Here is a 25951-nt window from a genome sequence, read left to right as displayed (position 1 = left end):
GGAATGAGCGAATCGCCCGAGATCGGCGACCCTGAAGCCCTGATCGACCCCGACGCCCGGCTTTTGCAGTTTCGCGAGGCCTTTGTGGACGATGTCATGCGTGGCATCGTCCTGCTCTCGCTGTGCATTCTGGGGCTCTCTTTTTGGCGCAATTTCATGGGCCCTCAGGCGCTGCGCCTGCCGCTGGCGTTTGCGATGCTCGCGCTGGCCACCAGCCTGCTGACCTACACCTTTGTGCGCCGCAAGCATTTGTCCTTGCGCTTCAAGTCGCGGGTCCTGCTGTTTGTGCTGTTCTTCACCGGCACCGGTGGCTTGATCTCATTTGGGCAGTCGGCGCCGACGGGCAACTATTTCTCGATGGGCTTGTTCATCGCGGCCATGTTGTACCCGCGCTCCCAGGTCTACGCCATGATTGGCGGGGTGGTGGCCTTGATCGCCCTGGTGGCGCTGGCCGTGCTCAGCGGCCGACATGCGATCGGCGTCAATCTCAATGAAGTGTCGCAGCAGCCGGCGGTGTGGATCAATCTGATGATGACCCTGGCCCTGACCTCCGGCGCCATCGCCACGGCGGTGGGCTCCTTCACCCGCGCCGTGCACGGTTTGCTGGGGGACTTGCATCGGCAGCAGATCGAGATCCGGCGTCAGCGGGATCAGATTGCACACCTGGCCATGCATGACAACCTCACCGGCCTGCCCCTGCTGCGCCTGGCCAATGACCGCAGCAGCGTGGCCATGGCCCATGCCAGCCGCACGGGGCACAAGGTGGCTTTTCTTTTCGTTGACCTGGATGGCTTCAAGGCCATCAACGACAACTTTGGCCATGACGCTGGCGATCAGGTGCTCAAGCAGGTGGCCTTGCGTCTGCGAGCCAGCGTGCGCTCCACCGACACCGCGGCCCGCATCGGTGGCGATGAGTTCCTGATCATCCTGAGCGATCTGAACCGCCAGGCCTGCGCCGCCGACATCGCCGACAAGATCTTGCTGGCCCTGGCCGAGCCCATCGCCTACGGTCAGCAGCAGATTGCGGTAAGCGCCAGCATAGGCATCGCGCTTTACCCCGACCATGCGGACGAGCTGCTGGCCTTGAAGAAGGCGGCCGACCTGGCCATGTACGCCGTCAAGGCCACGGGCAAGAACAAATACGTGTTCGCCCAGCCCTTGTCTGCCCTGCCGGCCTAGCGTGGGCCGAGTTTGGTAGCCCGGGGCGCCGGGCCTACCGAGGCGCGCCAAGTCATGCGGATGGGGAAGTCCCGGCTGACCGGCAGATCGGAGTCGTAGCAGCGATTCATCAGCCAGTTCAGGCCGTTGAGCGTGACCTCGCGCATGGGGATGTGGACCGAGCTCAAACGCGGCGCGGTGTACTCGGCGCTTTGGGTGTCGTCGTAGCCCAGCACCGAAATCTCGCCCGGCACCGAGATGCCTTCTTGCTGAAAGTGCGAGAGCACGCCCATGGCGGTCTCGTCATTGGCGCAAAAGATGGCGCTGAACTTCTTCTGGCTGGCCAACAAGGTCTGGGCCGCGGCCCAGCCGCCCTCGGGCGAGAAATCGCTGGCCACGGTGAAAACCTCATGCTGGGGAATGCCGTTGCGGGCCAGCTCCTCCATGAAGCCGCGGATACGCGCAGCGTTATCGGGTGAGTTGGCCGGGCCGGAAATGACGGCGATGCGCTTGTGCTTGTGGGCCAGCAAGGCCTGTGCTGCCACCACCCCGCCTTGCACATGGTCGGCGCTAAAGCATTGCTCCTTGCCACGCTTGAACACGCGGTTGAGCACGACGATATTGCGCTGGGTGTTGCGCAAGGTCTTGACGTCTTCCTCTTCCAGCGCATTGCTCATCACCACCAGGCCGTCGCAGTCGCGCTCGATCAGGAACTGCAGACCTTCCATGGCCTGGCTGCGCTCATCGCCTTCGCCCTGGCCAAAGGCCACCACCATATGCCGGCCCTTGTTGCGCAACTCGGTGTCAATGACCTGCAGGATGGGCGTGTAGTACGTGCCTTTGAGCGCTGGGATGTAGACCCCAATCATCTGGGACGAGCCCGAGAGCAGGGAGCGCGCGGCATGCGAGGGGCGGAAGTTCAGCTCCGCGATCACCTCGCGCACCCGCTGGGCGGTGGCCGGCGCCACCGAGCCCTTGCCGCTGATGACGCGGGAGGCCGTGCCCACACCCACACCCGCGAGACGTGCAACATCTTTGATGGTTGCCATGAATTTCAGCGCTGCTCCAAGAGATGGGCTGGATTATTGCAGCGCTGCGGATCTATTCGAGCGGGCAGTGCTGGATCTCTGGCCATTCGGGCAGTTGCGCCAGGGTCAGGTCTTGCCCTCTTTGGGCCGCCAGTTGCAGGCCATGACCACGCGGCCAGGCCTGGCCTTTGCCGCAGGGCTCTAGCGGCCATTCAAAGGAAAGGCGGGCGCTGAAGTCCTGGGCCGGCTTGGCCCGGCGGGCTTGGACCAGCAGATCCGTCAGCCCGCGCGCTTCGGTGCCCGGCAGCCAGGCAGCGACGAAGGCGTCGGAGAGATTGAGCAGATCATTGACGAATAGCGGCCGGCCCGAGATCAGCAGGCTCAGTACCGGGCGGCCCCGACCACTGACGGCGCGCAAGGCGGCCAGGTCTTCCGGGTGGCGGCTGCTGTGGCGCAGGGTGTCGCCGGGCGGGATGTCGCCCTTGCCCTCGGCATACGGCGTTTCGCCCAGCACGGCGATGACGGCGTCAAAGCGCCGTGGGTCTTGCTGCGTCCCGGCTTCGTCGAAGACCACGGCCCGGGCTCCCAGGGCCTTGCGCAGGGCGGCCAGCACGGTGTCGGCGTGGGGGAAGTCGGCGTTGCTTGTCAGGTCGCCCTGCCAGCTCAGCGACCAGCCGCCGCTTTGATTGGCCAGGCTGTTGGCGCTCTTGCCTACCACCAGCACGCGGCTGCCCGGGCGCAGCGGCAGCAGCTTGCCATTGTTCTTCAGCAGCACGGCGGAGGCTCGCACCGCGCGCCGGGCGAGATCGCGGGCCAGCAAGGCCTGCTGGCTGCCGGCCTCGGCGGCATCGCCCGGCGCATGCGCGAACAGACCGGCGCGCAGCTTGACGCGCAGGATGCGGCTGACCGCATCGTCGATGCGGGCCATGGGGATGCGCCCGTCCTCCACCGCCGCGACGGTGTTGGCGATGAATTCGCGCCAGAGCGTGGGCACCATCACCAGGTCTACCCCGGCGTTGATGGCTTGCGGGCAGTCGGCGTCGCTGCAGCCCGGCACTTGGCCGATGCCGTTCCAGTCCGACACCACCAGGCCGTCAAAGCCCAGGCGCTCCTTCAGCAAGCCGCTGAGCAAGGCCTGGCTGCCATGCATCTTGCCGTAGCGGATGCCGCTGAGCGGGTCGGTCCAGCTGTTGAAAGAGGCCATCACGGTTTGCACGCCGGCTTCCAGCGCGCCGTAATAGCCCTGGCTGTGCAGGGCGATCAGCTTGGAAGCCTCGGTCTGAGTCAGGCCTTGATCGACCCCGTTTTCTGTGCCGCCGTCGCCGATGAAATGCTTGGCCGTGGCCAGCGTTCGGGTGCCGCGCGGGGTCCAGGCTTGCAAGCCCTCGACATAGGCCTTGGCATAGGCGCGCACCCAGGCGGGGTCGGAGGAAAAGCTCTCGTAGCTGCGGCCCCAGCGCAGGTTTTGCGCCACGGCCACGGTGGGCGCAAACACCCAGTCGATGCCGGTGGCGCGCACGGCCTTGGCCGTGGCTTGGGCGATCTCGCGCACCAGATCGGGGTCGTGGGCGGCGCCTAGGCCGATATTGTGTGGAAAGAGGGTGGCACCCATCACATTGCTGTGGCCGTGGATGGCGTCGGTACCCCAGATCAAGGGGATGGGCTGGGCCAGGCCGGTCTGCAGCGAGGCCTGACGGTAGCGCTGGGCCAGCGCGAGCCAGTCGGCGGCGCGGGCGGCCTTGTTCTTGTCGGGCCAGGAGCCGCCGCCGTTCAGCACCGAGCCAATCGCGTAGCGGCGGATCTCATCCGCGGAGATGGACTGAATCTCCGGCTGCGTCATCTGCCCGACTTTCTGCGCCAGGGTCATGGATTGGAGCAGGGTGGCGATGCGCGCTTCCAGCGCCGGGTCGGGCGTGCGTGCCTGCTCGGGTCGGGGCCAGGCCTGCGCCTTGATCGCCATCAATTGCTGGCGCTGCTCGACGCTTGGCAGCGGGGGCTCGGCATCGCTTTGTGTTGCGTGCGCAACGCCGATCAGGCCCCAGATCAGGGGGGTGAGGAACAGGGCGTTCAGAGCTGTGTTCGGCATGGGGCGAGGTCTTTCTTGTGGAGGGCGTCGCGGCCTCGCGGCCGCCATTTCTAGGGGCTTGCGGCGGGTCCTAAGGCAAACGTGGTTGACAAGCCAAGAAGCCAAGCAGTAAATTTCATTCCGAATTGGAAACGATTCCACTTTGACGGGGAATCAGGGTTCTCAGCAAGTCCGGCAAGCACAGGGGGGAGCCAAGCTCCTGCAAACGTCGACCGGATTGAGAGCGCATGAGGCCGTGTTGACTTGGCCAGCGGCGTGGCCGGCTGCTGGTCGAGCATCGGATTCCAATGCCCTCACTCAACAACAAGGCCAACGGAGACAAGCTGATGTACCCATTCAAGAAGCTCCCCCCTGCGTCCCGGTCCGGCAGCCGCCCCCGATTCGACCTTAGGCCCGTGGCGGCGGTGTGTGCCGCCTTGCTGGCCGGGTCTTTGAGCCAGGCACAAGCCCAAACCGAGAAGCCCACCCCCGCGCCAGCCGCCAGCAATAGCAAGAACGTGAGCCAGTTGGACACCGTGGTGGTGACCGGCATCCGTGGCGCCATCGAGAGCGCCATCGCGCTCAAACGCAACTCCGATTCCATCACCGAGGCGCTCAGCGCCGAAGACATCGGCAAGCTGCCCGATATCAGCATCGCCGAGTCCTTGTCCCGCCTGCCCGGTCTGGCTGCGCAGCGGGTCGATGGACGTGCGCAGGTGATCGCCATTCGCGGCATGTCGCCCGACTTTGCCGGCACCTTGCTCAACGGCCGCGAGCAAACCTCCACCGGCACCAATCGAGGGGTGGAGTTCGATCAGTACCCGGCCGAGCTGATGTCCGGCGCGGTGGTCTACAAAACACCGGACGGCACCCTGGTCGGCCAAGGCATCTCGGGCACGGTGGATCTGCACACCATCCGTCCGCTTGCCGAGGGCGGCCGCACCGTGTCGCTGAACCTGCGTGGCGAGCGCAATTCCAATGGCGATCTGAACCATGGCTATGGCGGCAGCTCGGCCAATGGCAGCCGCGTCAGTGCGGCCTACATCGACCAGTTTGCCGACCGCACCATCGGCGTGGCCCTGGGCTTTGCTCATCTGGACGCGCCCGGCCAGGAGCTGCATTACAAGGCCTGGGGCTTTCAAACCGACGCCAACTGCGTGGCTCACCCGGAGTGGGGCTGCAACCCCGTCACCGGCAGCACGCCCGGTGCGGCCACTTATTTGAGCGGCTTCGAGGCCACCACGGTTTCGCGTGCCGACAAACGCGACGGCCTGATGGGCGTGTTCGAGTTCAAGCCGAACAAGAACCTGCACAGCACGGTCGATCTCTACTACTCCAAGTTCAAGCAGACCGAGGTCATGCGCGGCCTGATGGGCAGCATCGGCGATGGCTGGGGTGTGCCCGGCAGCGTGTTCAGCAATATCAAGACCACGCCGGTGGGCGACCAGACTCTGGTCACCTCGGGAAGCACCACGTTCGCGCCGAATCTGGTGGTGCGCAATGACTACAACACCCGCGACGACACCTTGCGCGCCCTGGGCTGGAACACCGAGGCAGTGCTGGGCAAGTGGACGGCGATTGCCGACCTCAGCTACTCCAGCGCCAAGCGGATCGAGAACCTGTTCGAGACCTATGCCGGCACGGCCAGTTCACCCACCATCAGCTTCAATCTGCCCACCACGCCGGGCTTCCCGACCTTTGGGACGACAACCAATTTGGCCGACCCCTCCTTGGTGGCGCTGAGCGATCCGGCCAACTGGGGCCATGCGGGCCGCTTGGCGCGCAACACCCAGTTTGACGAGATGAAGAACATCCGCCTGCATGCCAAGCGCGATCTGGAGGGTTTCTTCAGCCAGATCGATGTCGGCATCAATTTCAACCAGCGCGACAAAACCCGCGAGTACGCGGTGGAGTTCGCCACGCTCAAGAATGGCAGCAAGACCCAGTTGCTGAGTGCCGCCGACGTTTTGCCCAGCAGCTCCCTGGGCTTTGTGGGCCTGCCCGGCGGCCTGGCTTATGACGTGAATGCCGTGGCGTCCAAGTACTACACCATGACGCCAAATCTGAGCGGTGGCCCCACCGGTGATCTGGCCAAGACTTTTGGTGTGCACGAACACATCACCACGGCCTATGCCAAGGCCGATATCGAGAGCCAATGGGGCAATGTGCCCATCCACGGCAATCTGGGCTTGCAGGTGATTCACACCCGGCAGGACTCAAACGCCAATGCCTTTGACAGCAGTGGCAAGGTGATCGGCCAGATTGACCCCGGCACCAGCTACACCGATGTGCTGCCCAGCCTGAATCTGGTGGGCGATATCGGCAGCAACCGCAAGCTGCGTCTGGGTTTGGCGAAGACCTTGGCAAGGCCCCGCATCGACGATATGAATGCCTCGTCTTCGGCCTCGGTCGCGACCACCGGCGCGCCGGTCTGGTCGGGCGAGGGCGGCAATCCCAAGCTCAATCCCTGGCGCGCCTGGTCGGCCGATCTTTCGCTGGAGCAGTACTTCGGCAAGAGCAGCTATGTGGCGGCCGCGTTGTTCTACAAGTATCTGGATAGCTATATCTACAAGCAAAGCATTCCCTTCGACTTCACCGGCTATATCAACGCCTCAGGCACCGCGGCGGCCTCGCCCATCGGCACCTACAACACCCAGGCCAATGGCGAGGGCGGCAATATGCGTGGCCTGGAACTGAGCGCCTCGCTGGACGGCAGCCTGCTGTCCAAGAGCCTGGACGGCTTCGGCCTGGTGGCCACGGCCTCCTTCACCAGCAGCTCCATCAAGGTCAAGGGCCTGGATGGCACGGCCAGCTGGGAGACGCTGCCGGGCTTGTCCAGCACCGTCGCCGGCCTGCAGGTCTTCTACGAGAAGAATGGCTTTGCCCTGCGCGTCAGCGACCGCTATCGCTCGGACTTCCGCGGCGAGTACGCCAGCCTGTTCGGTGCCACTTCCCTGACCCGGACGCTGGCGCAGAACACGGTGGATGTGCAAACCAGCTACGAGTTCCAGAGCGGGCCTGCCAAGGGCTTGCAACTGCTGCTGCAAGTCGTCAACTTGACCGATGCGCCCGACCGCAGCGTGCAGGACGGCGCAGGCTTTGGCGGCGTGACGGCACCCTTGGAATACAACAAGTACGGGCGCCAGTACCTGCTGGGCTTTAACTACAAGTTCCACTAAGCGCGCAGAGGCAGAGCCAGGCGCCCGAGCCGCGCCTGGCTCTGTGTTCGCGCTGCCATCCCGTTTTCCCCTGGTCATTGAACCTTTGAGCTTCCCACGCTTCTTTGCCTATGAATCCAATCCTCCAAGCCTCCTTGCCTGCGCTGCGCCGGGATGAGTTCGCCTCCGACTTTCGTTGGGGCTGCTCCACCTCGTCCTATCAAATCGAAGGCGCAACGGGGGAGGATGGGCGCGGCGAGTCCATCTGGGACCGCTTCTGCGCCCAGCCCGGCCGCATCCGCGATTGCAGCAGCGGCGCGGTGGCCTGCGACCACTACCATCGCTGGCCGCAAGACCTGGATCTGGCTCAAAGCCTGGGCGTCAATGCCTACCGTTTCTCCATCGCCTGGCCGCGTGTGCTGCCCCAGGGGCGGGGTGCCGTCAATGCAGCGGGTTTGGATTTTTACGAGCGCCTGGTCGACGGCATGCTGACCCGCGGTCTGCAGCCCTGGGCCACGCTGTATCACTGGGATCTGCCCCAGGTCTTGCAGGAGCAAGGGGGCTGGAAGTCGCGCGAGACGGTGGCGGCTTTTCTTGAGTTCACCGAGGCCGTCACCCGCCGCCTGGGCGACCGGGTCAAGCACTGGATCACCCATAACGAACCCTGGTGCTCCTGCTTCATGGGTTATTGGGAGGGCGTGCATGCGCCGGGCGAGACCAGTCTGCAGTCGGCCCTGCAGGCCTGCCACCATGTCTTGCTTTCGCACGGCCAGGCCTTGCCCATCATTCGGGCCAACTCGGCTGGGGCCCAGGTCGGCATCACGCTCAGCCTGCACCCCATACTCCCGGCCAGCGATAGCGCGGCCGATGCCGCTGCGGTTCAGCGTCACGACGGTTCTCGCAACCGTTGGTTTTTGGACCCACTCTATGGCCGCGGCTACCCGGCGGATATGCTGGAGATGCTGGGCGAATTGGCGCCTCGCACACAGGCGGGTGATCTGGCGCAGATCGCCAGCCCCATGGATTTTCTCGGTGTGAACTACTACTTCCCCGAAATCGTGGCCGATGCGCCGGGCCTGGGGCCCGTGCAGACCCGTGTGGTGGAACGCCAGGGGGTGGAGCGCACCGCCTTTGGCTGGGAGGTCTCGCCCGAAGGCCTGCGGGATTTGCTGAGCCGTTTGCAGCGCGACTACGCGCCCGAGCAAATCTTCATCACCGAAAACGGCTCGACCTACGAAGACATCTTGCTGCCCGATGGCAGGGTCAATGACGCTCAGCGCCTGAGCTATCTGGCGCGCCATCTGGCCGCCATGCGCGAGGCCATAGCTCTGGGTGTGCCGGTGCGTGGCTACTTTGCCTGGAGTTTGCTGGACAACTTTGAATGGGCCGAAGGCTATGCGCGCCGCTTTGGCCTGGCCTATGTGGACTATGCGACCCAGGCCCGCATCCTCAAGGCCAGCGGCCATTGGTACCGCGAGTTTCTGCAGCGCTGAATGCCTGTTCATCGCTAGCCTACTGGAGACAAAAAAATGAATAAAAACAAATCGACCCCTGAGCGCCGAGGCACGGTCGCCATGGCCGCACTGCTGGCGCTGATGCTGCCTGCGATGGCCTGGGCGCAGGCCAAGCCCGCAGCAGCTGCAACGGCAGGCCCGGCCCCGCGCGCCGAGGTCATCCACTGGTGGACGGCCGGGGGCGAATCCGCCGCCGTCAAGACCCTGGCGGATGCCTACCGCGCCCAGGGCGGCGTGTGGGTGGACACCGCCGTGGCCCTGGGCGAGCAGGCGCGTGCGGTGGCCATCAACCGCATCGTCGGCGGCAACCCGCCGACGGCCGCGCAGTTCAACACCTCCAAGCAGTTCCTCGATGTGGTGGAGCAGGGCTTGCTGAACAATCTGGACGAAGTCGCGGCCCGCGATCACTGGGACCAGTTCCTGCCCGAGACCGTGCTCAACGTCATACGCGTCAAGGGCCATTACTACGCCGCGCCGGTCGACATCCACATGCCCTTGTGGCTTTGGTACTCCAAGGCCGCGTTCAAAAAAGCCGGCATCGCGGCCGAGCCCAAGAACTTTGATGAGCTGTTTGCGGCCCTGGACAAGCTCAAGGCCGCTGGCCTCGTGCCCTTGGCCCATGGGGGCCAATCCTGGCAAGACAATATCGTCTTCACCGCCGTGCTCAGCAATCTGGGTGGGCGCGACTTGTATCTCAAGGTCTTGCGCGACCGCGACCCCAAGGCCATCCAGTCCGAGGCTTTCAAGAACGTCTTGCTGACCTTCAAGCGCCTGCAAGGCTATGTGGACAAGGGCTCGCCCGGCCGCAACTGGAACGACGCCACCGCCCTGCTCATCACCGGCAAGGCGGGCCTGCAGTTCATGGGCGACTGGGCCAAGGGCGAGTTCTCCCTGGCCAAGCAGGAGCCGGGGCGCGAGTACGGCTGCATCGCGGGCTTCGGGCCCAACTCGCCCTATGTGATCCAGGGCGACGTCTTCGTCTTCCCCAAGACCAACAAGCCCGAGGCCCTCAAGGCCCAGCAGCTCCTGGCCAGCGTGATCACCGCGCCCGCCACCCAAGTGGCCTTCAGCATGCGCAAGGGCTCCATCCCCATACGCACCGATGTCGACGCCTCCAAGATGGATGCCTGCGCCCAGCAAGGCCTGGCCATCATGAAAGACAAGTCCCGCCAGCTGGGCAATGGTGAGGTCTATCTGACGCCGGACCAGAACGGCGCCATGTCCGATGTGTTGACGAATTACTGGAACCGCAATGTGCCGGTGGAAAAGGTGCAGAAAGACCTGATCGCCGCCCTGCGCAGCAATTGAGGGCTGGCCATGGCTTCCAGCGCTTCTTCATCCTCTAAGTTCGCCGCGCGCCTGCGGCACTTCACTCGCCGAGTTTCGCCCTGGTCGGCCCTGCTGCCCATGGCCATCACCGTGCTGCTGGGTTATCTGGGTGCGGCCCTGTGGTCGCTGCGCATCTCCTTCACCAGCTCGCGCACCTTTCCGGCGGACGACTATGTTGGTTTGCTGCAGTACGAGCGCTTGTTTGAGAACGAGCGTTGGCTGCTCTCGCTGCAAAACCTTTGCATCTACGGTGTTCTCTTCATCGTGGCCAGCATGGTGATCGGCTTTTTGCTGGCGGTGTTCATCGACCAGAAGGTCAAGGGCGAGGGCTTGCTGCGCACCGCCTTTCTCTACCCCTATGCCATGTCTTTTGTGGCCACCGGCCTGGTCTGGCAATGGGTGCTCAACCCCGAGAGTGGCTTGCAGCACAGCATGCGTCAGCTGGGATGGGCGGGCTTCACTTTTGACTGGATCATCGATCAGGACCTGGTGATCTACACCGTGGTCATCGCCAGCGTCTGGCAGGCCTCGGGCCTGGTGATGGCCTTGCTGCTGGCGGGGCTGCGCGGCATTGATGAAGACATCTGGAAGGCCTCGCGCATCGACGGCGTGCCTGCTTGGCGGGTTTACCTCTCGGTCGTGCTGCCCATGTTGGCGCCGACCTTGGCGACGGTGTTTGTGCTGCTGGCCACCGGCGTGGTCAAGGTCTTCGACGCGGTGGTTTCCATGACCCAGGGCGGCCCCGGCACGGCCAGCGATGTGCCGGCCAAATTCATCATGGACCATCTCTTTGGCCGCGCCAATATCGCCTTGGCCTCGGCCGGCGCCATGGTCTTGCTGCTGACGGTGCTGATCCTGGTCGCCCCGTTCTTGTACGCCCGCAGCCGCAGCCATGCGGCCGGGCAGGGAGGCCATTGATGGCTGCCGCTCTTGCAATATCAGCCCGCCCCCGGCGCGGCATGACGCCCGCGCGCTGGGGCATCTACGGCTTTTTGCTGATCGCGGCGCTGTTCTTCCTGGCCCCGCTCTACATCATGCTCAGCACCTCGCTCAAAAGCATGGACGAGATCCGCCTGGGCAATCTCTTCGCCCTGCCGCTGGCGCCCACGCTGGACGCCTGGCGCGCCGCCTGGAGCGAGGCTTGCACGGGCGTTTCTTGCGAGGGGGTGCGCACCGGTTTTTGGAACTCGGTCGCCATCGTCGTGCCCAGCACCGTCTTGCCGATTCTGATCGGTGCGCTCAATGGCTATTGCCTGAGTTTTTGGCGGCCGCGCGGCGCTAACGTCTTGTTTGGCGTCTTGATGCTGGGTGCCTTCATCCCCGTGCAGGTGATGATTTACCCCTTGGTCAAGCTCCTGGCCGCAGTGGGGCTGTTTAGCAGCCTGCCCGGCATCGTGCTGGTCCACATCGTCTTCAGCATGCCGGTGATGACCCTGCTGTTCCGCAACTACTACCTCGGTATTCCGCAGGAGTTGTTCAAAGCGGCGCGCATCGATGGCGGCGGCTTTTGGCGCATCTTTGTGCAGCTGATGCTGCCCATGTCCACCCCCATGCTCATCGTCGCGGCCATCATGCAGGTGACGGGGGTGTGGAACGACTACATCCTGGGCCTGGTCTTCGCGGGGCGCGAGAACCTGCCCATAACGGTGCAGCTCAATAACGTCATCAACACCACCACCGGCGAGCGGCTCTACAACCTGAATATGGCCGCCACCATCCTGACCTCCATGGTGCCTTTGCTGGTCTATCTGGTCTCGGGTCGTTGGTTTGTGCGCGGCATCGCGGCCGGCGCAGTCAAAGGATAAGAACAAGCATGAGCGGCGTAACTATTCAAAACCTCGGCATCCGCTTCGGCAGCAACGAGGTCATCAAGCAGCTGAATCTGAGGGTCCAGGAGGGTGAGTTCCTGGTGCTGCTAGGCCCCTCGGGCTGCGGCAAGTCCACCTTGCTGCACAGCATCGCCGGGCTGATCGATGTGAGCGAAGGCAGCATAGAGATTGGCGGTAAGGACATGACCTGGGCCGAGCCCAGCGAGCGCGGCATCGGCATGGTGTTCCAGTCCTACGCCCTCTACCCGACCATGAGCGTGGAGGGCAATATGTCTTTCGGCCTGCGGGTCAGCGGTCTGCCCAAGAGCGAGATTGCGGCGCGAGTGACGAAGGCGGCGGAGATGCTGCAGCTCACGCCCTTGCTGCAGCGCAAGCCCGCACAGCTCTCCGGTGGCCAACGCCAGCGCGTGGCGATTGGCCGGGCCCTGGTGCGGGAGGCCGAGGTCTTTTTGTTTGACGAGCCCCTGTCCAATCTGGACGCCAAGCTGCGCGGTGAGCTGCGTCGTGAGCTCAAGCTGCTGCACAAGAATCTGGGCTCCACCATGATTTATGTGACCCACGATCAGGTGGAGGCCATGACTCTGGCCAGCCGCATCGTGGTGATGCGCGGCGGCCTGATCCAGCAGATCGGCACGCCGGCCGAGGTCTATGAGCGACCGCAGAATCTTTTCGTCGCCGGCTTTCTGGGCGCGCCCGGCATGAACTTCTTGCCCGCGCAGCTGAATGTGGAGAGCAGCGGCCGGGTGACTTTGCGCAGTCCCTTCGAGTTGGCGCTGGACGCCTATGAGTTCAAGCAAAAGCCCAGCCAGCATCAGGCCCTGACCCTGGGTCTGCGGCCCGAGCATGTGTTGATCACGCCCCAAGGCGAGTGGGAGGCCCAGGTGCAGCTGGTGGAGCCCATGGGCAATCATCAGGTGCTGTGGCTGCGTTTTGGCGAGCAGCTGATCTCGGCCGTGGTGCATGAGGCCACGCTTTTTGAGCAGGACCAAAGCGTGCGCTTCACGCTGGATGTGGCGCGCATCTCGCTGTTCGACCCCAGCACCGAACAAAGACTCTAGCAAGTAGGAGCACAGCGATGACGCTCAAAGCATTGCGCCGCATCGTGATCGTGGGTGGCGGCACGGCCGGTTGGATGTGTGCGGCCGCCTTGTCCAAGCTGATGCAACCCGAGCAGGGCAATCAGCCCCTGTGGCAGATCCGCGTGCTGGAGTCGGACGAGATCGGCATCATCGGCGTGGGCGAGGCCACCATCCCCGCCATCAAGAGCTTCAACGCGGTGCTGGGCATTGCGGAAGACGACTTCCTGCGCGCCACCCAGGGCACCTTCAAACTGGGCATCGAGTTTGTCAACTGGGGCGGCCTGGGCCAGCGCTATGTGCATGGCTTCGGTGCCATCGGTCAGGCGCTGGATGGCATCGCTTTTCAGCATCACTGGCTGCGCTTGCAAGCCCATGGGCGTGCCGGTGATTTGTTTGATTACTCCATCAACACCGTGGCGCCGCTGCAGGGCAAGTTCATGCGGCCGCGCGCCGATATGGCCGGCTCACCCCTGGCGGAGATCGCCCACGCCTTTCATTTCGACGCCAACCTCTACGCCCGCTTCCTGCGCCAACATGCCGAGCAGCGCCAGGTGCAGCGAACCGAAGGCCGCATCGTCGAGGTCTTGCAGCACGCGGAACAAGGTCAGAGCAGCGGCCTGATCAGCGGCCTGCGCCTGGCCTCGGGTGAGGTGGTGGAGGGCGACTTCTTTATTGACTGCTCCGGCCTGCGTGCCTTGCTGATCGAGCAGACCTTGCACGCGGGTTTTGAGGACTGGTCGCATTGGCTGCCGGCCGACCGAGCCTGGGCCGTGCCCTGCGCGAGCCGCCAGCCTCTGCTGCCTTTCACCCGCTCCACCGCCCACAGCGCGGGCTGGCAATGGCGCATCCCCTTGCAGCATCGCACCGGCAACGGCCATGTCTTCAGCAGCGCCTTTATGGAGGAGGGCGCCGCCGCCGATTTGTTGCTGTCCAAACTGGATGGCGAGGCCCTGGCCGAACCGCGCCTGGTCAAGTTCCGCACCGGCCGGCGCAAGCAGTTCTGGGTGGGCAACTGCGTGGCCTTGGGCCTGGCCAGCGGATTCATGGAGCCGCTGGAGTCCACCAGCATCCATCTGATCCAGACGGCCATCACCCGGCTGATGGACCTCTTTCCCCGCCAGGGCCTGGACGCCGCCGACATCGCCAGCTACAACCGCCAGACCCAGTTTGAGTACGAGCGCATCCGCGACTTCATCATCCTGCACTACAAAGCCACCCGGCGCGATGATTCGCCCTTCTGGAACTACTGCCGCGAGATGGCCGTGCCCGACAGCTTGCTGGAAAAGATGGAGCTGTACCGCAGCAATGGCCGCATCTACCGCGAAGCGAATGAGCTGTTCTGGGAGCCCAGCTGGCTGCAGGTGATGCACGGCCAAGGGCTGCGGCCGCGCGCCTACCACCCCTTGGCCGATGTGCGCCCCCTGGCCCAGGTACAGGACTGGGCCGACAACATCCGCGAGGTGGTGCAGCGCTGCGTGGGCGTGATGCCCATGCAGGGCGACTTCATCGCCGCGAACTGCGCCGCGCCGCCGCTGTAGGACCGGGCCCAAACGCCCTCTCATGACTCATTCCAAACCGACCATTCAATGAGATTCCAGGACAAGAGAACTGCCCGCTCCCCCGTTCTTGCTTTGGCGCTTTGTGCAAGCCTGCTCGCCGCCGCGCCCTGCCAGACCGCTCAGGCGGCGCCCCTGGCCCAAGCCTGGCTGAGCACCGCCGATCAAAAGCATCTGTTGGCGGAGCAAAAGGACAAGGGCTTGCAATTCAAGCGCGAGCAGGTGGCCTTGCCCCTGCATATCGAGGTCGATGCCCGCCAGCGTTTCCAAACCATGGCCGGCTTTGGTGCCGGCCTGACCGATGCCAGCGCCTGGTTGATTCAGCATCAAATGAGCGAGGCGCAAGGCCAGGCCTTGTTGCAGGAGTTGTTTGGGCGTGGGCCTACCGGTGTCGGTTTTGATTTCATCCGGCTGACCATCGGCGCCTCCGATTTCTCGCGTCAGCACTACAGCTACGACGACCAGCCCGCCGGCAAGACCGACCCCCGCCTGAATGACTTCTCGATTGCGCCCCTGCAGGCCGAGGTCTTGCCCGTTCTCAAACAAGCCCTGGCCATCAATCCGCAGCTGCAGGTGATGGCCTCGCCCTGGAGCGCGCCGGCCTGGATGAAGAGCAATGACAGCCTGATCCAGGGCCGGCTCAAGCCCGAGATGTATGGCGTGTTTGCCGAGTACATGCTGCGTTATGTCGAGGCCATGCGGGCCGAGGGTGTGCCCATCTTCGCCCTGACCCTGCAGAACGAGCCCCATTTCGAGCCGCCCGACTACCCCGGCATGCGCCTGGACCCGGCCGCACGTGCGGCGGTGATCGGCGATCACCTCGGCCCTTTGCTGCGCGCCAAGGCGCCGGGCACGGCCATCTTGGAATGGGATCACAACTGGAAGGAGCCCGAGTCACCGCTGGCGGTATTGAACGATGCCAAGGCCCGGCCCTTCATTCAAGGCGTGGCCTGGCATTGCTACGAGGGCGAAGTCAGTGCCCAGGCCCAGGTGCAGGCCGCTTACCCCGACAAAGACGTTTGGCTGACCGAATGCTCCGGCGGCAAATGGAAGCCGCATTGGCCCGAGACCCTGCCCTGGATGATGCATAACCTGATCATCGGTGGCACCCGCAACGGCGCGCGCGGCGTGCTGATGTGGAACCTGGCCCTGGACGAGAACGACGGCCCCCATCTGGGCGGCTGCAAAGACTGCCGCGGCATGGTCACCATCAATTCAAAAACCGGCGCCGTCACCCGCAATATGGAGTACTACGCCTTTGCTCATGCCAGCCGTTTTGTGCGCCAAGGCGCGCAGCGCATCGCCTCCAGCAGCGATCTGGACGGCCTGGACTCGGTGGCCTTTCAAAACCCCGACCAGTCCATCGTGCTCATCGTCAGCAATGGCGCCAAGGCCAAGCGGCGCTTCAGCGTGGGCTTTGGCGGCCAGCGTTTTGCTTATGCTTTGCCACCCAGCGCGGTCGTGACCTTGCGCTGGGCCCCTCCCGCAGCCCCAGCAGCCAAGGCAGTCAAAGGCAAGCCATGAAGAAGAACCTGTGGATAACTTCCAAATTACTCGCCGCGACCGCGCTGGGCTTGCTGCTCGCCGCGCAAGCGCAGGCCGAGCGGATTCTCTTCATCGGCAATAGCTTTACCTATGGCCAAGGCTCGGTCCTGAAGAGCTACCGGCCGGACACGGTGATCGACCTCAACAAGACCGGGGTGGCCGGCGTGCCGGCCCTGTTCAAGGCCTTCAGCGCACAGGCCGGTTTGGCCTATGAGGTCTCGGTCGAGACCCAAGGCGGTGTGGGCCTGGACTGGCATCTGGCCCAGCGCAGCGACTTGCTGGCCTCGCAGTCCTGGGACCGGGTCGTGATGCAGGGGTACAGCACGCTGGACAAAGCCCACCCGGGTCGCCCCGATCTGCTGGTGAAAACCAGCCAAGACATGGCCGCGCTTTTGCGCCGCCGCAATCCCGAGATCGCCATCCATTTGATGGCCACCTGGGCGCGGGCCGACCAGCTTTATCAGCCCGGTGGGGCCTGGTGGGAGCGCGGCGTGGAGGCGATGACGCGAGACCTGCGCAGTGGCTACGAGCAGGCCCAGACCGCCTTGAAGAAGCTGCCAGGCGCCGAGTTTGTTCAGCCCGTCGTGCCGGTTGGACAAGCCTGGCAGCGCGCCATCCAGCAAGGCCTGGCCGCCCGCGACCCTTACCGGCCCCTGGCCGAGGGCCAGCTTGATCTTTGGGCCGCCGACCGCTATCACGCCAGCGTGTACGGCTCTTATCTGGAGAGCTTGGTGCTCTTCGGTGCCATCACCCATCTTGACCCGCGCAGCCTGGGCGCGAGTGAATGCGCGGCCTACGACTTGGGCCTCAGCCGCGATCAGGCGCGGGCCCTGCAGCGAGTGGCGTTTGAGCAGCTGGCCGCCGAACCGGGATCAAAGATCCAGCCCATGCCCACAGCTGAAACGGGCGTCGCCAGGTCCTGCGCCGAGCTGCTGCCCGCTCGCTGGCAAGACGAGCGCCTGACTGTGCCGCCAGGCTACAAGCTGGTCTGGGCCGATGAATTCGAGCGGCCCGGCCTGCCCGACACGCGCAAATGGAATTACGACACCGGCCGCAATGCCACGGGCTGGGACAACCACGAGTTGCAGTACTACGCTCGCGCCCGCCGTGCCAACTCGGAGGTGAAGGGCGGCCAGCTCCTCATCACCGCCCGCAAAGAAGATATGAGCCGCGCCAAAGACAGCATGGGCCAGCGATACAGCTCGGCTCGCCTGCTCACCCTGGGCAAGGCCGAGTGGACCTATGGCTTCTTCGAGATCCGCGCCCAGCTGCCCTGCGGCCAAGGCACTTGGCCGGCGATCTGGATGTTGAACAGCGCCGTGGTCTGGCCAGCCGGGGGCGAGCTGGACATCATGGAACAGGTCGGCAGCCGCCCACAGCGCCTCTTCAGCACGGTACACAGCGCCGCAGGCTCAGGCAGCGAGGGCGTGGGTGCCGCCACCCAGATCGAAGACGCCTGCCTGGCCATGCACAACTATCAGATGCTGTGGACGGCGGATGAGGTGAGCTTCGCCATCGACGGCCGGGTGCATCACCGCTATCGCAAGCAAGATCATGCCGGTGCCGGTTGGCCCTTTGATAAACCCCAGTTTTTGATCCTCAACATCGCCATTGGCGGAGACCTGGGCGGGACTGTGGATGACAGCATCTTCCCGGTGCAGATGCGGGTGGCGCATGTGAGGGTGTATCAGGCGAGCAGGCCCTAGCTTTCGGGCGCAGTCGCCCGTTTTGGCATGCAGGCTCAGGGCGCTCTTGCCGGTCAGCCAGCTGGCGTGCAAGGCCTAGGCGGCCTCCTTGTCTGCGGGGCTGAGCTTTGCCTCCAACTTGGCCAGGCGCTCATCAAGCCTGGCGCACTTGCTTCGCCGTGATGAAGTAGAGCAGCGGGCCAAACGAGCCCAGGGACAGGCAGACCACCGCCCAGGGAAAAAATGGCCGGCCATTGGCTTGCGCGTCGCGTCGGACGAAGACCAGCAGCAAGCCCATGGTGATCAGCAAGTCGGCAAAGATTTGCCAGCTGGCCGGGTCTCTTGTGTAAAAGGCCAGCCAAGCGAACAGGCCGCCGTAGTGCAGCAGGGTGTAGCCGGTGAGGGCGGTAAAAGCGATGAGGACGACGCTGAGCAGGGTTTTGTTCATGGGGCTTCCTTTTCATGAGCTTGACTTCGCCGCGAAGGCGGCTCCGCGCAGTGTGCGCAAGCCTCTGAATGAGCGCAATTACCTGTGAGGTAGTTGCGCGCTTGCAGCGCTGTGATTGAATCGCCCCATGCAAAACGGCAGCAACAACAATCTTCAAGAGACCCTGCAAAGCGCGCGCAAGAGCCTGCGCATCAGCCAGCTGGAGCTGGCCTCGCGCATGGGGGTGAGTCAAAGACATGTGAGCTTTGTGGAAAGCGGGCGCTCCCAGCCCAGCCGTGAGCTGCTGCTGGCCTGGCTGCATGAACTACAAGCACCGCTGGCCTTGCGCAATGTGGCCTTGCAACAGGCTGGATTTGCGCCCGTGTACCGCGGCAGTGAGTTGTCCGATGCGGTGCTGGCCCCTGTGCGTGAGGCACTCGCCCGCCTGCTGCAAGCGCAGGACCCCATGCCCGCCATGGTGCTGGACGCGGGGTGGAATGTCTTGCAAATGAACCGGGGCGCCCGGTGGCTGGCCACCACCCTGATGCCCTGGGTGGCCGAGCTGCCGGAGGGGCAGCCCATCAATATGCTCGATGCCATGCTGCACCCCGAGGGCATGACCCGCCACATCAGCAATCTTGCCGAGGTTGCCCCCGCCTTGCTCGCCCATTTGCGTGACGACGCCAGCGTCGTGCCCGAGATGTTGCCCCGGGTGGAGCAACTGGCTCAGCAATTGCAGCAGCGGCTTGGCTCAAGCGCCATGAAACTCTGGCCACGCCAAATGGCGCCGGTACTCACCACCCGCTTCAACACGGTGCATGGCGAGCTGGCCTTCTTCAGCATGTTCTCCACCTTCGGCACGCCCCAAGACATCACCTTGGCCTCGCTGCGGGTGGAGCATGTGTTTGCGGCGGATGAAGCGACGCGGGCGGTGATTGCGGCGCAGCTTGCATGAAGCGAATGCTGGTGGCTAAGGACGCGTGCGCATGGATGTAGGGAGTTAGTGCCCCCTGGCTATTCAATCAGGGCCGAGTTTCCTCAGGATTGAAGTCCTCACCGAGAGCGAAGTCACCGCGATGGAATGCGGCCACAAGGTCTTTTGCTTCAGCCAGCTGCGTGCTGGGCACTCTGACACTGGCGCCACCTACTGCGAGAGTAAGCAGAGAGTGAGCTTGAACAATGTTTGTGTCACCCGCGTCTGCATGGATGCCGGCCGAGCGAAGGCAGGAAGAAAGCATGTGCGCCTCGGTCGGCGTGAGGCCACGCTCCAGCATGACCATGTCCCCAAGATATGCCTCTTCTTGCTGCTCGATCTGTGACGTGATCGGAGGAAGGGGAGCGCCGCGCCGCCTAAGTTCGGCCGCGGCCAAGGCTTGAGCATCTTGGGTGAGGCCGCCCGAAGAAACTCGTTCTGTGAGCTCCTCGTCTGTGAGTTGCGAGAAGAGTTCGGCGAGGTCTGCGTTGCTCATTTTGCGGCCTGAGGTTGAGGTGGAGGAGTGGTAACCAGCCGACCGGGAGAGGCAAGGATTGGCTGCCGAATGCAGCACGGCTGTTGATACTTGGAAGGCCAAGAGTTGGTCCAAACCATATCGAAAAAATTGGCCCAGCAGAGCCCGGTTGCCCTCGCGGCCAATGATCACCCGCGCGGGGACTGGACCTCCCCATTCGTCTAGTCGTTTAAGTGGTTTTGCGTGGGTATCCCTGAGGCCCGCCCACCCCTGCACCCAGCCCGCCGCCGCACCCAGGTTAGGATGCGCAGCCACATCCCCTGTCCAGTTGCTGGCGTTGCCGCGCCCACCCATGTACGCGAAATTCTTTGGTCTCAAGCAAGAGCCGTTTTCGATAGCGCCCGATCCGCATTACCTCTTCATGAGCGAGCGGCATCGCGAGGCCTTGGCGCATCTGCTCTATGGCTTGCGCGGTGGCGGCGGTTTTGTCTTGCTGACGGGCGAGATCGGGGCGGGCAAGACCACGGTGTGCCGCTGCTTTTTGCAGCAGATTCCCAAGCACTGCAATGTGGCCTACATCTTCAATCCCAAGCTGAGCGTTCCTGAGCTCTTGCAGACGGTGTGTGAGGAGTTCCATATCCCCGTGCCGGCCAACGCTGCCGCCGCGGCTGGCAGCTCGGGCACGCCGTCACTCAAGCCTTTTGTCGACGCCATCAATGAGTTTTTGCTGCGCACCCATGCGGTGGGGCAGAACAATGTTTTGATCATCGACGAGGCGCAGAACCTGTCTGCGGAAGTGCTGGAGCAGCTGCGCCTGCTGACGAATCTGGAAACCTCGGAGCGCAAGCTCTTGCAGATCGTGTTGATCGGCCAGCCCGAGCTGCGCCAGATCCTGGCAGCGCCCGAGCTGGAGCAACTGGCGCAGCGGGTGATCGCACGCTTCCATCTGCAGGCCTTGTCCGAGGCCGAGACTGAGCAATACATCAGCCATCGCCTGGGCGTGGCCGGGCTGGAGCGGGCCCTGCCTTTCGAGCGCGGCGTGCTGCGGCGCATCCATCAAATTTCACGCGGCGTGCCGCGCCGTATCAATCTGCTGTGCGACCGGGCCTTGCTGGGGGCCTATGCCCAGGGCAAAGCTCGGGTGGATCGCAAGACCTTGCAGCTTGCGGCTGCCGAGGTGTTTGAGGGCAGCAATCGTGTGGGCGGCGGCCTGCCGGTCTGGTGGCCTTGGGCCCTGCTTGGCGCTGCTGTCGCTGGCTTGGCCCTTGCCGGCGCGCTGGCCTGGAACGTGGCCAAGAAACCTCTGGCCAGCAAGCCGGTTGCGGCAGCATCAGCAGCAGCCTCGGCGGCCAGCTCGGCGTCGGCCGTGCTGGCATCCAAGCCCGCGAGCAGCCCGGCGCTTCCCGCCGCAGTGCTGCCTGCTTCGGCCCCGAGCCCAAGCCTGATTCAAGCCGGCCTGCGTGAAGAAGCGCAGGCTTGGCGTGAGCTGGCCGCGCTGTGGCAGATGCAGGCCGTGGCCGCGGTGGCCGACCCTTGCCAGGCTCTGGCGCAAACCGCGCAAGTGCTGTGTTACCAAGGCAGCGGCGGCAGCCTGGCGCTTTTGCGTCTGCTGGACCGCCCCACGCTTCTGAGCTTGCAGGACGAGGCCGGCCAGCCCTATCAACTCCTGTTGCTCGGCCTGGGCGCGCAGACCGCGCTGGTGCGCAGCAGCGCTGGCGGGCCGGCGCAAACGGTGAGCCTGCTGGAGCTGGGCCAGCAATGGCGGGGCGACTACGCCACCTTGTGGCGCCAGCCGCCGGGCTACACCGGGCGCATCACCCCGGGGCCCACGCTGGACTGGTTGCGCGCCCAGCTGGCCAAGGCTCGTGGCGAGCCCAAGCCAGCGGCCACGCAAAAATACCTCGATGCCGCGACCCGCGCCAAGGTGGCCGCTTTCCAGCGCAGCCAGGGCCTGGACCGCGACGGTCTGGCCGGCCCCGTCACCCTGATGCAGCTCAACCGGGTGGCCGGTGTGGCCGAGCCGCGTTTGCAATCCTTGCCCTGAAGAGCGAAGGCCTATGTCCTACATTCTTGATGCCTTGCGGCGCGCCGAGTCCGAGCGGGAGCGTGGCAGCCTGCCCACCTTGCATGGCCAGGCGACGGCTGCGCCCCGGCCGGTAGTGGCCGGGGAAGAGGGCGGTGCCCACCCATCCCGCCTGACGCTGTGGTTGGCTTTGTTGGCCCTGTGCTTGGGCCTGCTGGCCCTGGGCCTGTATTTCTGGCCGCGTGGGGGCGAGAAGCCCTTGCCCGCCCCAGCGCTGCTGCCGCCAATGCAGACACAGACACCGATGCCCACAGCGCAGCCCACCGCTCAAGCCCAAGTGCCGACCCTGGCTCCGGCCGCCGTCGTATTGCCTTCAGCGCCGGCCCCAAGACCGGACGAGGCTCTGCCTCCGCCTGCGCTGCCCACACGGGCTCAGCCTCAGGTGATCAGCAAAGCCCCAACAGCTCCGGCTCCAGCCCCAGCTCCAGCGCCCGTGGCCGAGCGCCCCCTGCCCAGCAAGGACGGCCTGCCGGAGGACTTGCGCCGTGAACTGCCGCCCTTGGTGACCGGGGGCGCCATGTACTCCGACACGCCCGCCAACCGCATGCTCATCATCAACTCCCAGGTCTGGCATGAGGGCGACAAGATCGCGCCGAATCTGACGCTGGAGCAGATCCGCCTGCGCAGTGCCGTGCTGGTCTTCAAAGGCCAGCGCTTCACACTCGCCTATTGATTCCCTATCCACCCTCGCTCTCTCTCATTCCCCGCCATGCTGACTCTGCAAACCGCCATCACCTTCTTCGGCCTGGCCTTGCTGCTGGGCTTCACGCCCGGGCCGGACAACGTCTTCGTGCTGATGCAGTCCGCCACTCAAGGCAGGCGCGCGGGCTTTTTCGTTGTGCTGGGCCTGTGTACCGGCCTGCTGGGGCACACGGCGGCGATTGCTCTGGGCCTGGCGGCGGTGTTTGCGGCCTCGGCCCTGGCCTTCACCGTCCTGAAATTTGTGGGCGCGGCCTACCTGGCCTATCTGGCCTGGCAGGTCTTGCGTGCGCCGGTGGGCCCGCTGGCCTTTGAGGCCCAAGGCCGCAGCAGCATGAAGGCCATGGTTGGCCGCGGCGTGGTGATGAACCTCACCAACCCCAAGGTGGTGTTTTTCTTCCTGGCCTTGCTGCCCCAGTTTGTGGACGCCACGCGCGGCCCGGTGGCCTGGCAGATCGTGCAGCTGGGCCTGATCTTCATCCTGAGCACCTTGATCGCCTTCGGCACCATCACCTACTTTGCCGGCGCCGTCAGCGGCATGCTGAAGCGCTCGACGCGCGCGCAGCGAGCCCTCAACTGGCTGGCGGGGACGGTCTTTCTGGGTCTGGCCTTGCGCTTGGGCCTTTCCGAGCGCTGAGCCTTTACCCGTCGCATGAGCCGCTGGCTACGCGCTTTCAGTTTGCTGGCCCTGGGCGCGGCGGCCATGCTGGCTTGGGGCCTGTTGCAGCCCGTCGAATTTCAGGGTTTGCAAGACCGCTTGCGCTGGCGCTTGAACGCCGTTTGGCCGCAGCCCGATCCCGGCCAATTGCGTTACGAGGCGATGTTAACTTCGCTGCAGTTGCGCGGCGAAGCCTCATTACCCGCGGGCTCGGTGCTGCTCTTCGGCGACTCGCATCTGCAATCCTTGCCGGCTCTGCCTTGCCGGGGTGCGGCCTGGGCCAATTTCGCCATCGCGGGTGAACCGGCTCAGCGTCTCGTGCCGCGCCTGGCTCACTACGCCTCCCTCAAGCAAGCGGGGCTCGTGATTCTGCTCAGCGGCACGAACGACCTGGCCCAGGGCGCCTCACCAGAGCAAGCGGCTGCGAGCATGGCTCAGGTGCTGAGCCAGTTTCCTGCCGCCCGCCCGTTACTGCTGTTGGCCTTGCCGCCGCCCGCCCAAGCCAATGCCTTGGCCCAGCGTCAATCGACCTTGAATCAAGGGCTGGCCGAGCTTTGCGCGCAGCGGGCGGCTTGCCAGTTCTTGCCCCTGAGCGAACTGGCCGATGGCCAGGGCCTGCTGCGGCCGCAGTTCACGGCCGGCGATGGTGTGCATTTGTCGGCGGCGGGTTACCAACGCCTAAGCCAGATCATCGCGGCAGCCATGCCGCTGGCCGCACAATGCCAAGCTGCGAGCCCATGAGCACCAAATCCACCCAACGCTTTCACGAGATCGACCTGCTGCGCGGCCTGGCTTGCCTGTCCGTGCTGGGCTTTCACTACCTCTCGCGCTCGCCTCGCGTGGGCTGGATGCCTGAGGCTCTGGTGCCGGCCATCGACGCTGTGATGCGCTTTGGTTACCTTGGCGTGCATCTGTTTTTCGTCATCAGCGGCTTTGTGATCCTGATGTCGGCGCAAGGCGCCACGCCGCGCAATTTTGCGGCCTCGCGAGTGGCGCGGCTTTACCCGGCGCTGTGGGTGGCCGCCAGCATCACGGCGCTCACCGCCTGGGGCCTGGGCGATGCGCGCTTCATGAGCACTTGGCCGCAATACCTGGTCAATCTGAGCATGGTGCCGCAGTGGTTTGGCGTGCCTTACATCGACGCGGCCTATTGGTCGCTGGCGGTGGAGTTGCACTTTTATATCTACATCTGGATCGTTCTGCGCTTCAAGCTCCTGGGCCATATCGAGACCTTGATGCTGGGCTGGCTGGCGATCAGCCTCGCCAACCTGATCCGCCCGGCCTGGCCCTTGCAGTTCTGGCTGGACGCTAAATGGGCGCCGCTGTTTGTGGCGGGGGGCATCTTTTTTCTGGTGCGCACACAGGGCGGTTTCAACCGGCGCCGAGTGCTGACTTTGCTGGCCAGCTTGGCCCTGGCCCTGGTCTATGCCTGGCAGGACGCGGTGGCCGATCTGCACTGGGCCACGCTCTGGCGTGAGTTGGATGCCTGGGTGGTGGCCGGCCTGATCACGGCGGTCTACGCCGTCTTCACTCTGATCGCGCTGGACCGCTGGCGTCTGCCGCCCATGCGCTGGGTTGCAGTGGCGGGCGCGCTGACCTATCCGGTCTACATCCTGCACCAGTACTTCGGTGCCATGGTCTATCAGCAGTTGCTGAAGCTCAGCCACAGCATGCCGCTGTCTCTGCTGCTGACCACGCTACTCGTCGGCACCATGGGCTGGCAGATCCATATTCGTGTCGAGAAAACCCTGGGCCCGCGCCTGCGCCGCTGGATTGAAGGCCCGCCACTTGCCGCCCCTCAGCCCACGGCCCGCAGCAAGGCCTGACCCATACGAATCCGGGCGCCGGATTCAATCCCATCGCATAACTCAAAAACTGCAGGCACAAAGACGAGGATGGTGGAGCCGTGCTGGAACCAGCCCATCTCCTCGCCTTTTTTGAACGAGGCATCGCAGGGCAACTCGTTCGCACCGCGATAGCCCAGGTGCAGGAGCAGATCCAAAAAGTGCAGGCGTAGGCTGGCCACCAGAATCGCCGCCACCGGCACGATGGCGATGGGCTGGCCCATCGCCGGGCCGCTTTGGATGCGGGCCCGCAGCACCGCCCGCTCATTACGACAAAACAGGCGCTCGACCCGCTTGAGTGCAATCGGGTTGACGTTCCAGGTGTCACCGGCGATATGGGTCACATGTTCGACCCGGCAATCCGCCGGGGCGTGGAAGCGGTGGTACATGGCCGAGGTGAGGCGCAGGGTGATGAACGTGCCATTCTGAAACGCGCTGCAATCCTGGCTGGCGCCGAACAGATCTTGCATGGAATAAGGGAAGCCTTTGGCCTGAAACAGCTGCCGCCCTTGGACGCGGCCGCAGGCGCCGACGATGGCGTCGCAAGGGCTGCTGAGGATGTCGGGCGCGTGGTCAATGCGGCGGGCACCCGGCAGCAACTCGCGGGTGAAGCAGTCGTGCAGGCTCTCGAATCGCTGCTTCTTGGCGTCGGACAGATCGAGGTCGGTGAACAGCTTCCACACGGCGATGGAGGCGCGGCAGACCAGCGGGTTGCGGATCTGGCTGAAGCGGCCCATCAACTTTGTCAGCGCGATGCGGGGAATGCGGTTGGTGAGCAAAAAGTTCAGGTCTTCTTGCTGCAGCAGGCGGCGCAGAGGGGAGAGGGAGCTTTCGGATGGTTTCATC

At 64.5% G+C, this 25951-nt stretch carries 21 protein-coding genes; 16 read left to right on the top strand and 5 right to left on the bottom strand.

Going from position 1 to position 25951, the window contains the following annotated elements:
- Positions 1–3 precede the first annotated feature (3 nt).
- Positions 4–1179, top strand: coding sequence for a GGDEF domain-containing protein (locus tag DBR47_RS06835; RefSeq protein WP_124448275.1), 1176 nt, complete (start codon positions 4–6; stop codon positions 1177–1179).
- Here the strand turns inward: DBR47_RS06835 and DBR47_RS06830 are convergent.
- Both DBR47_RS06830 and DBR47_RS06825 read right to left on the bottom strand, forming a co-directional pair.
- Positions 1176–2207: a LacI family DNA-binding transcriptional regulator gene (locus DBR47_RS06830; protein ID WP_124448273.1), complete on the bottom strand. Its 1032-nt coding sequence runs from the start codon at positions 2205–2207 to the stop codon at positions 1176–1178. The genes DBR47_RS06835 and DBR47_RS06830 overlap by 4 nt on opposite strands.
- Positions 2208–2259: 52 nt before the next feature.
- Positions 2260–4272, bottom strand: coding sequence for a glycoside hydrolase family 3 protein (locus DBR47_RS06825; protein ID WP_231512168.1), 2013 nt, complete (start codon positions 4270–4272; stop codon positions 2260–2262).
- A 326-nt stretch (positions 4273–4598) separates the two neighbouring features.
- On the opposite strand from DBR47_RS06825, the gene DBR47_RS06820 reads away from it, so the two are divergent.
- From DBR47_RS06820 to DBR47_RS24920, 9 genes are all read left to right on the top strand, one after another.
- Positions 4599–7430, top strand: a complete 2832-nt coding sequence (locus DBR47_RS06820) for a TonB-dependent receptor (protein WP_124448271.1) — start codon at positions 4599–4601, stop codon at positions 7428–7430.
- Positions 7431–7540: 110 nt separating this feature from the next.
- Complete coding sequence (locus DBR47_RS06815) at positions 7541–8902, top strand: GH1 family beta-glucosidase (protein WP_124448269.1); 1362 nt, start codon at positions 7541–7543, stop codon at positions 8900–8902.
- 36 nt (positions 8903–8938) lie between these two features.
- Positions 8939–10231 carry an ABC transporter substrate-binding protein gene (locus tag DBR47_RS06810; protein ID WP_370454879.1) on the top strand — a complete coding sequence of 431 codons (1293 nt, stop codon included), beginning with the start codon at positions 8939–8941 and terminating at the stop codon, positions 10229–10231.
- Positions 10232–10330: 99 nt separating this feature from the next.
- Positions 10331–11170, top strand: a complete 840-nt coding sequence (locus DBR47_RS06805; RefSeq protein ID WP_231512177.1) for a carbohydrate ABC transporter permease — start codon at positions 10331–10333, stop codon at positions 11168–11170.
- A complete protein-coding gene (locus tag DBR47_RS06800; RefSeq protein WP_124448265.1) occupies positions 11170–12057 on the top strand; it encodes a carbohydrate ABC transporter permease in 888 nt (295 codons plus the stop codon). The genes DBR47_RS06805 and DBR47_RS06800 overlap by 1 nt, the downstream gene beginning before the upstream one ends.
- An 8-nt stretch (positions 12058–12065) precedes the next feature.
- On the top strand, positions 12066–13139 hold the full coding sequence (locus tag DBR47_RS06795) for an ABC transporter ATP-binding protein (protein ID WP_124448264.1): 1074 nt from the start codon (positions 12066–12068) through the stop codon (positions 13137–13139).
- A 17-nt stretch (positions 13140–13156) separates the two neighbouring features.
- On the top strand, positions 13157–14698 hold the full coding sequence (locus tag DBR47_RS06790) for a tryptophan halogenase family protein (RefSeq protein ID WP_124448263.1): 1542 nt from the start codon (positions 13157–13159) through the stop codon (positions 14696–14698).
- Positions 14699–14791: 93 nt separating this feature from the next.
- Positions 14792–16240 (top strand): glycoside hydrolase family 30 beta sandwich domain-containing protein, encoded by a 1449-nt coding sequence (locus tag DBR47_RS06785; protein ID WP_231512167.1) that lies wholly within the window; start codon positions 14792–14794, stop codon positions 16238–16240.
- Positions 16237–17967, top strand: coding sequence for a family 16 glycosylhydrolase (locus DBR47_RS24920; protein WP_231512166.1), 1731 nt, complete (start codon positions 16237–16239; stop codon positions 17965–17967). Before DBR47_RS06785 ends, DBR47_RS24920 begins: the two co-directional genes overlap by 4 nt.
- A 133-nt stretch (positions 17968–18100) precedes the next feature.
- Here the strand turns inward: DBR47_RS24920 and DBR47_RS06770 are convergent, their stop codons facing one another.
- Positions 18101–18394: a hypothetical protein gene (locus tag DBR47_RS06770; protein ID WP_124448261.1), complete on the bottom strand. Its 294-nt coding sequence runs from the start codon at positions 18392–18394 to the stop codon at positions 18101–18103.
- 127 nt (positions 18395–18521) lie between these two features.
- Here DBR47_RS06770 and DBR47_RS06765 point away from each other — a divergent pair, with 127 nt between their 5' ends.
- The gene (locus DBR47_RS06765; RefSeq protein ID WP_124448260.1) at positions 18522–19328 is read left to right on the top strand and encodes a helix-turn-helix transcriptional regulator; all 807 of its coding nucleotides are present in this window, start codon (positions 18522–18524) and stop codon (positions 19326–19328) included.
- Between the two features lie 67 nt (positions 19329–19395).
- Here DBR47_RS06765 and DBR47_RS06760 read toward each other — a convergent pair whose 3' ends face one another.
- The gene (locus DBR47_RS06760) at positions 19396–19842 is read right to left on the bottom strand and encodes a hypothetical protein (protein ID WP_124448259.1); all 447 of its coding nucleotides are present in this window, start codon (positions 19840–19842) and stop codon (positions 19396–19398) included.
- 331 nt (positions 19843–20173) lie between these two features.
- On the opposite strand from DBR47_RS06760, the gene DBR47_RS06755 reads away from it, so the two are divergent.
- From DBR47_RS06755 to DBR47_RS06735, 5 genes are read left to right on the top strand one after another with little or no spacing between them, the layout of a single operon-like run.
- Positions 20174–21865 (top strand): ExeA family protein, encoded by a 1692-nt coding sequence (locus DBR47_RS06755; RefSeq protein ID WP_124448258.1) that lies wholly within the window; start codon positions 20174–20176, stop codon positions 21863–21865.
- A gap of 13 nt (positions 21866–21878) precedes the next feature.
- Positions 21879–22577 carry a general secretion pathway protein GspB gene (locus DBR47_RS06750; RefSeq protein WP_124448256.1) on the top strand — a complete coding sequence of 233 codons (699 nt, stop codon included), beginning with the start codon at positions 21879–21881 and terminating at the stop codon, positions 22575–22577.
- Positions 22578–22613: 36 nt separating this feature from the next.
- Positions 22614–23240, top strand: a complete 627-nt coding sequence (locus DBR47_RS06745) for a LysE family translocator (protein ID WP_124448254.1) — start codon at positions 22614–22616, stop codon at positions 23238–23240.
- Positions 23241–23255: 15 nt separating this feature from the next.
- The gene (locus tag DBR47_RS06740) at positions 23256–24002 is read left to right on the top strand and encodes a GDSL-type esterase/lipase family protein (RefSeq protein WP_124448252.1); all 747 of its coding nucleotides are present in this window, start codon (positions 23256–23258) and stop codon (positions 24000–24002) included.
- On the top strand, positions 23999–25087 hold the full coding sequence (locus DBR47_RS06735; protein ID WP_197046907.1) for an acyltransferase: 1089 nt from the start codon (positions 23999–24001) through the stop codon (positions 25085–25087). Before DBR47_RS06740 ends, DBR47_RS06735 begins: the two co-directional genes overlap by 4 nt.
- On the opposite strand, the gene asd is transcribed toward DBR47_RS06735, so the two are convergent.
- Complete coding sequence (asd, locus tag DBR47_RS06730) at positions 25060–25950, bottom strand: archaetidylserine decarboxylase (RefSeq protein ID WP_124448248.1); 891 nt, start codon at positions 25948–25950, stop codon at positions 25060–25062. The genes DBR47_RS06735 and asd overlap by 28 nt on opposite strands.
- Position 25951 lies beyond the last annotated feature (1 nt).

This window comes from Paucibacter sp. KBW04 (genome assembly GCF_003852425.1).
GTDB lineage: Bacteria > Pseudomonadota > Gammaproteobacteria > Burkholderiales > Burkholderiaceae_C > Paucibacter_A.
The sequence above is the reverse complement of the archived record's forward strand: the minus strand, read 5'-3'. Positions and strand labels throughout refer to the sequence as shown.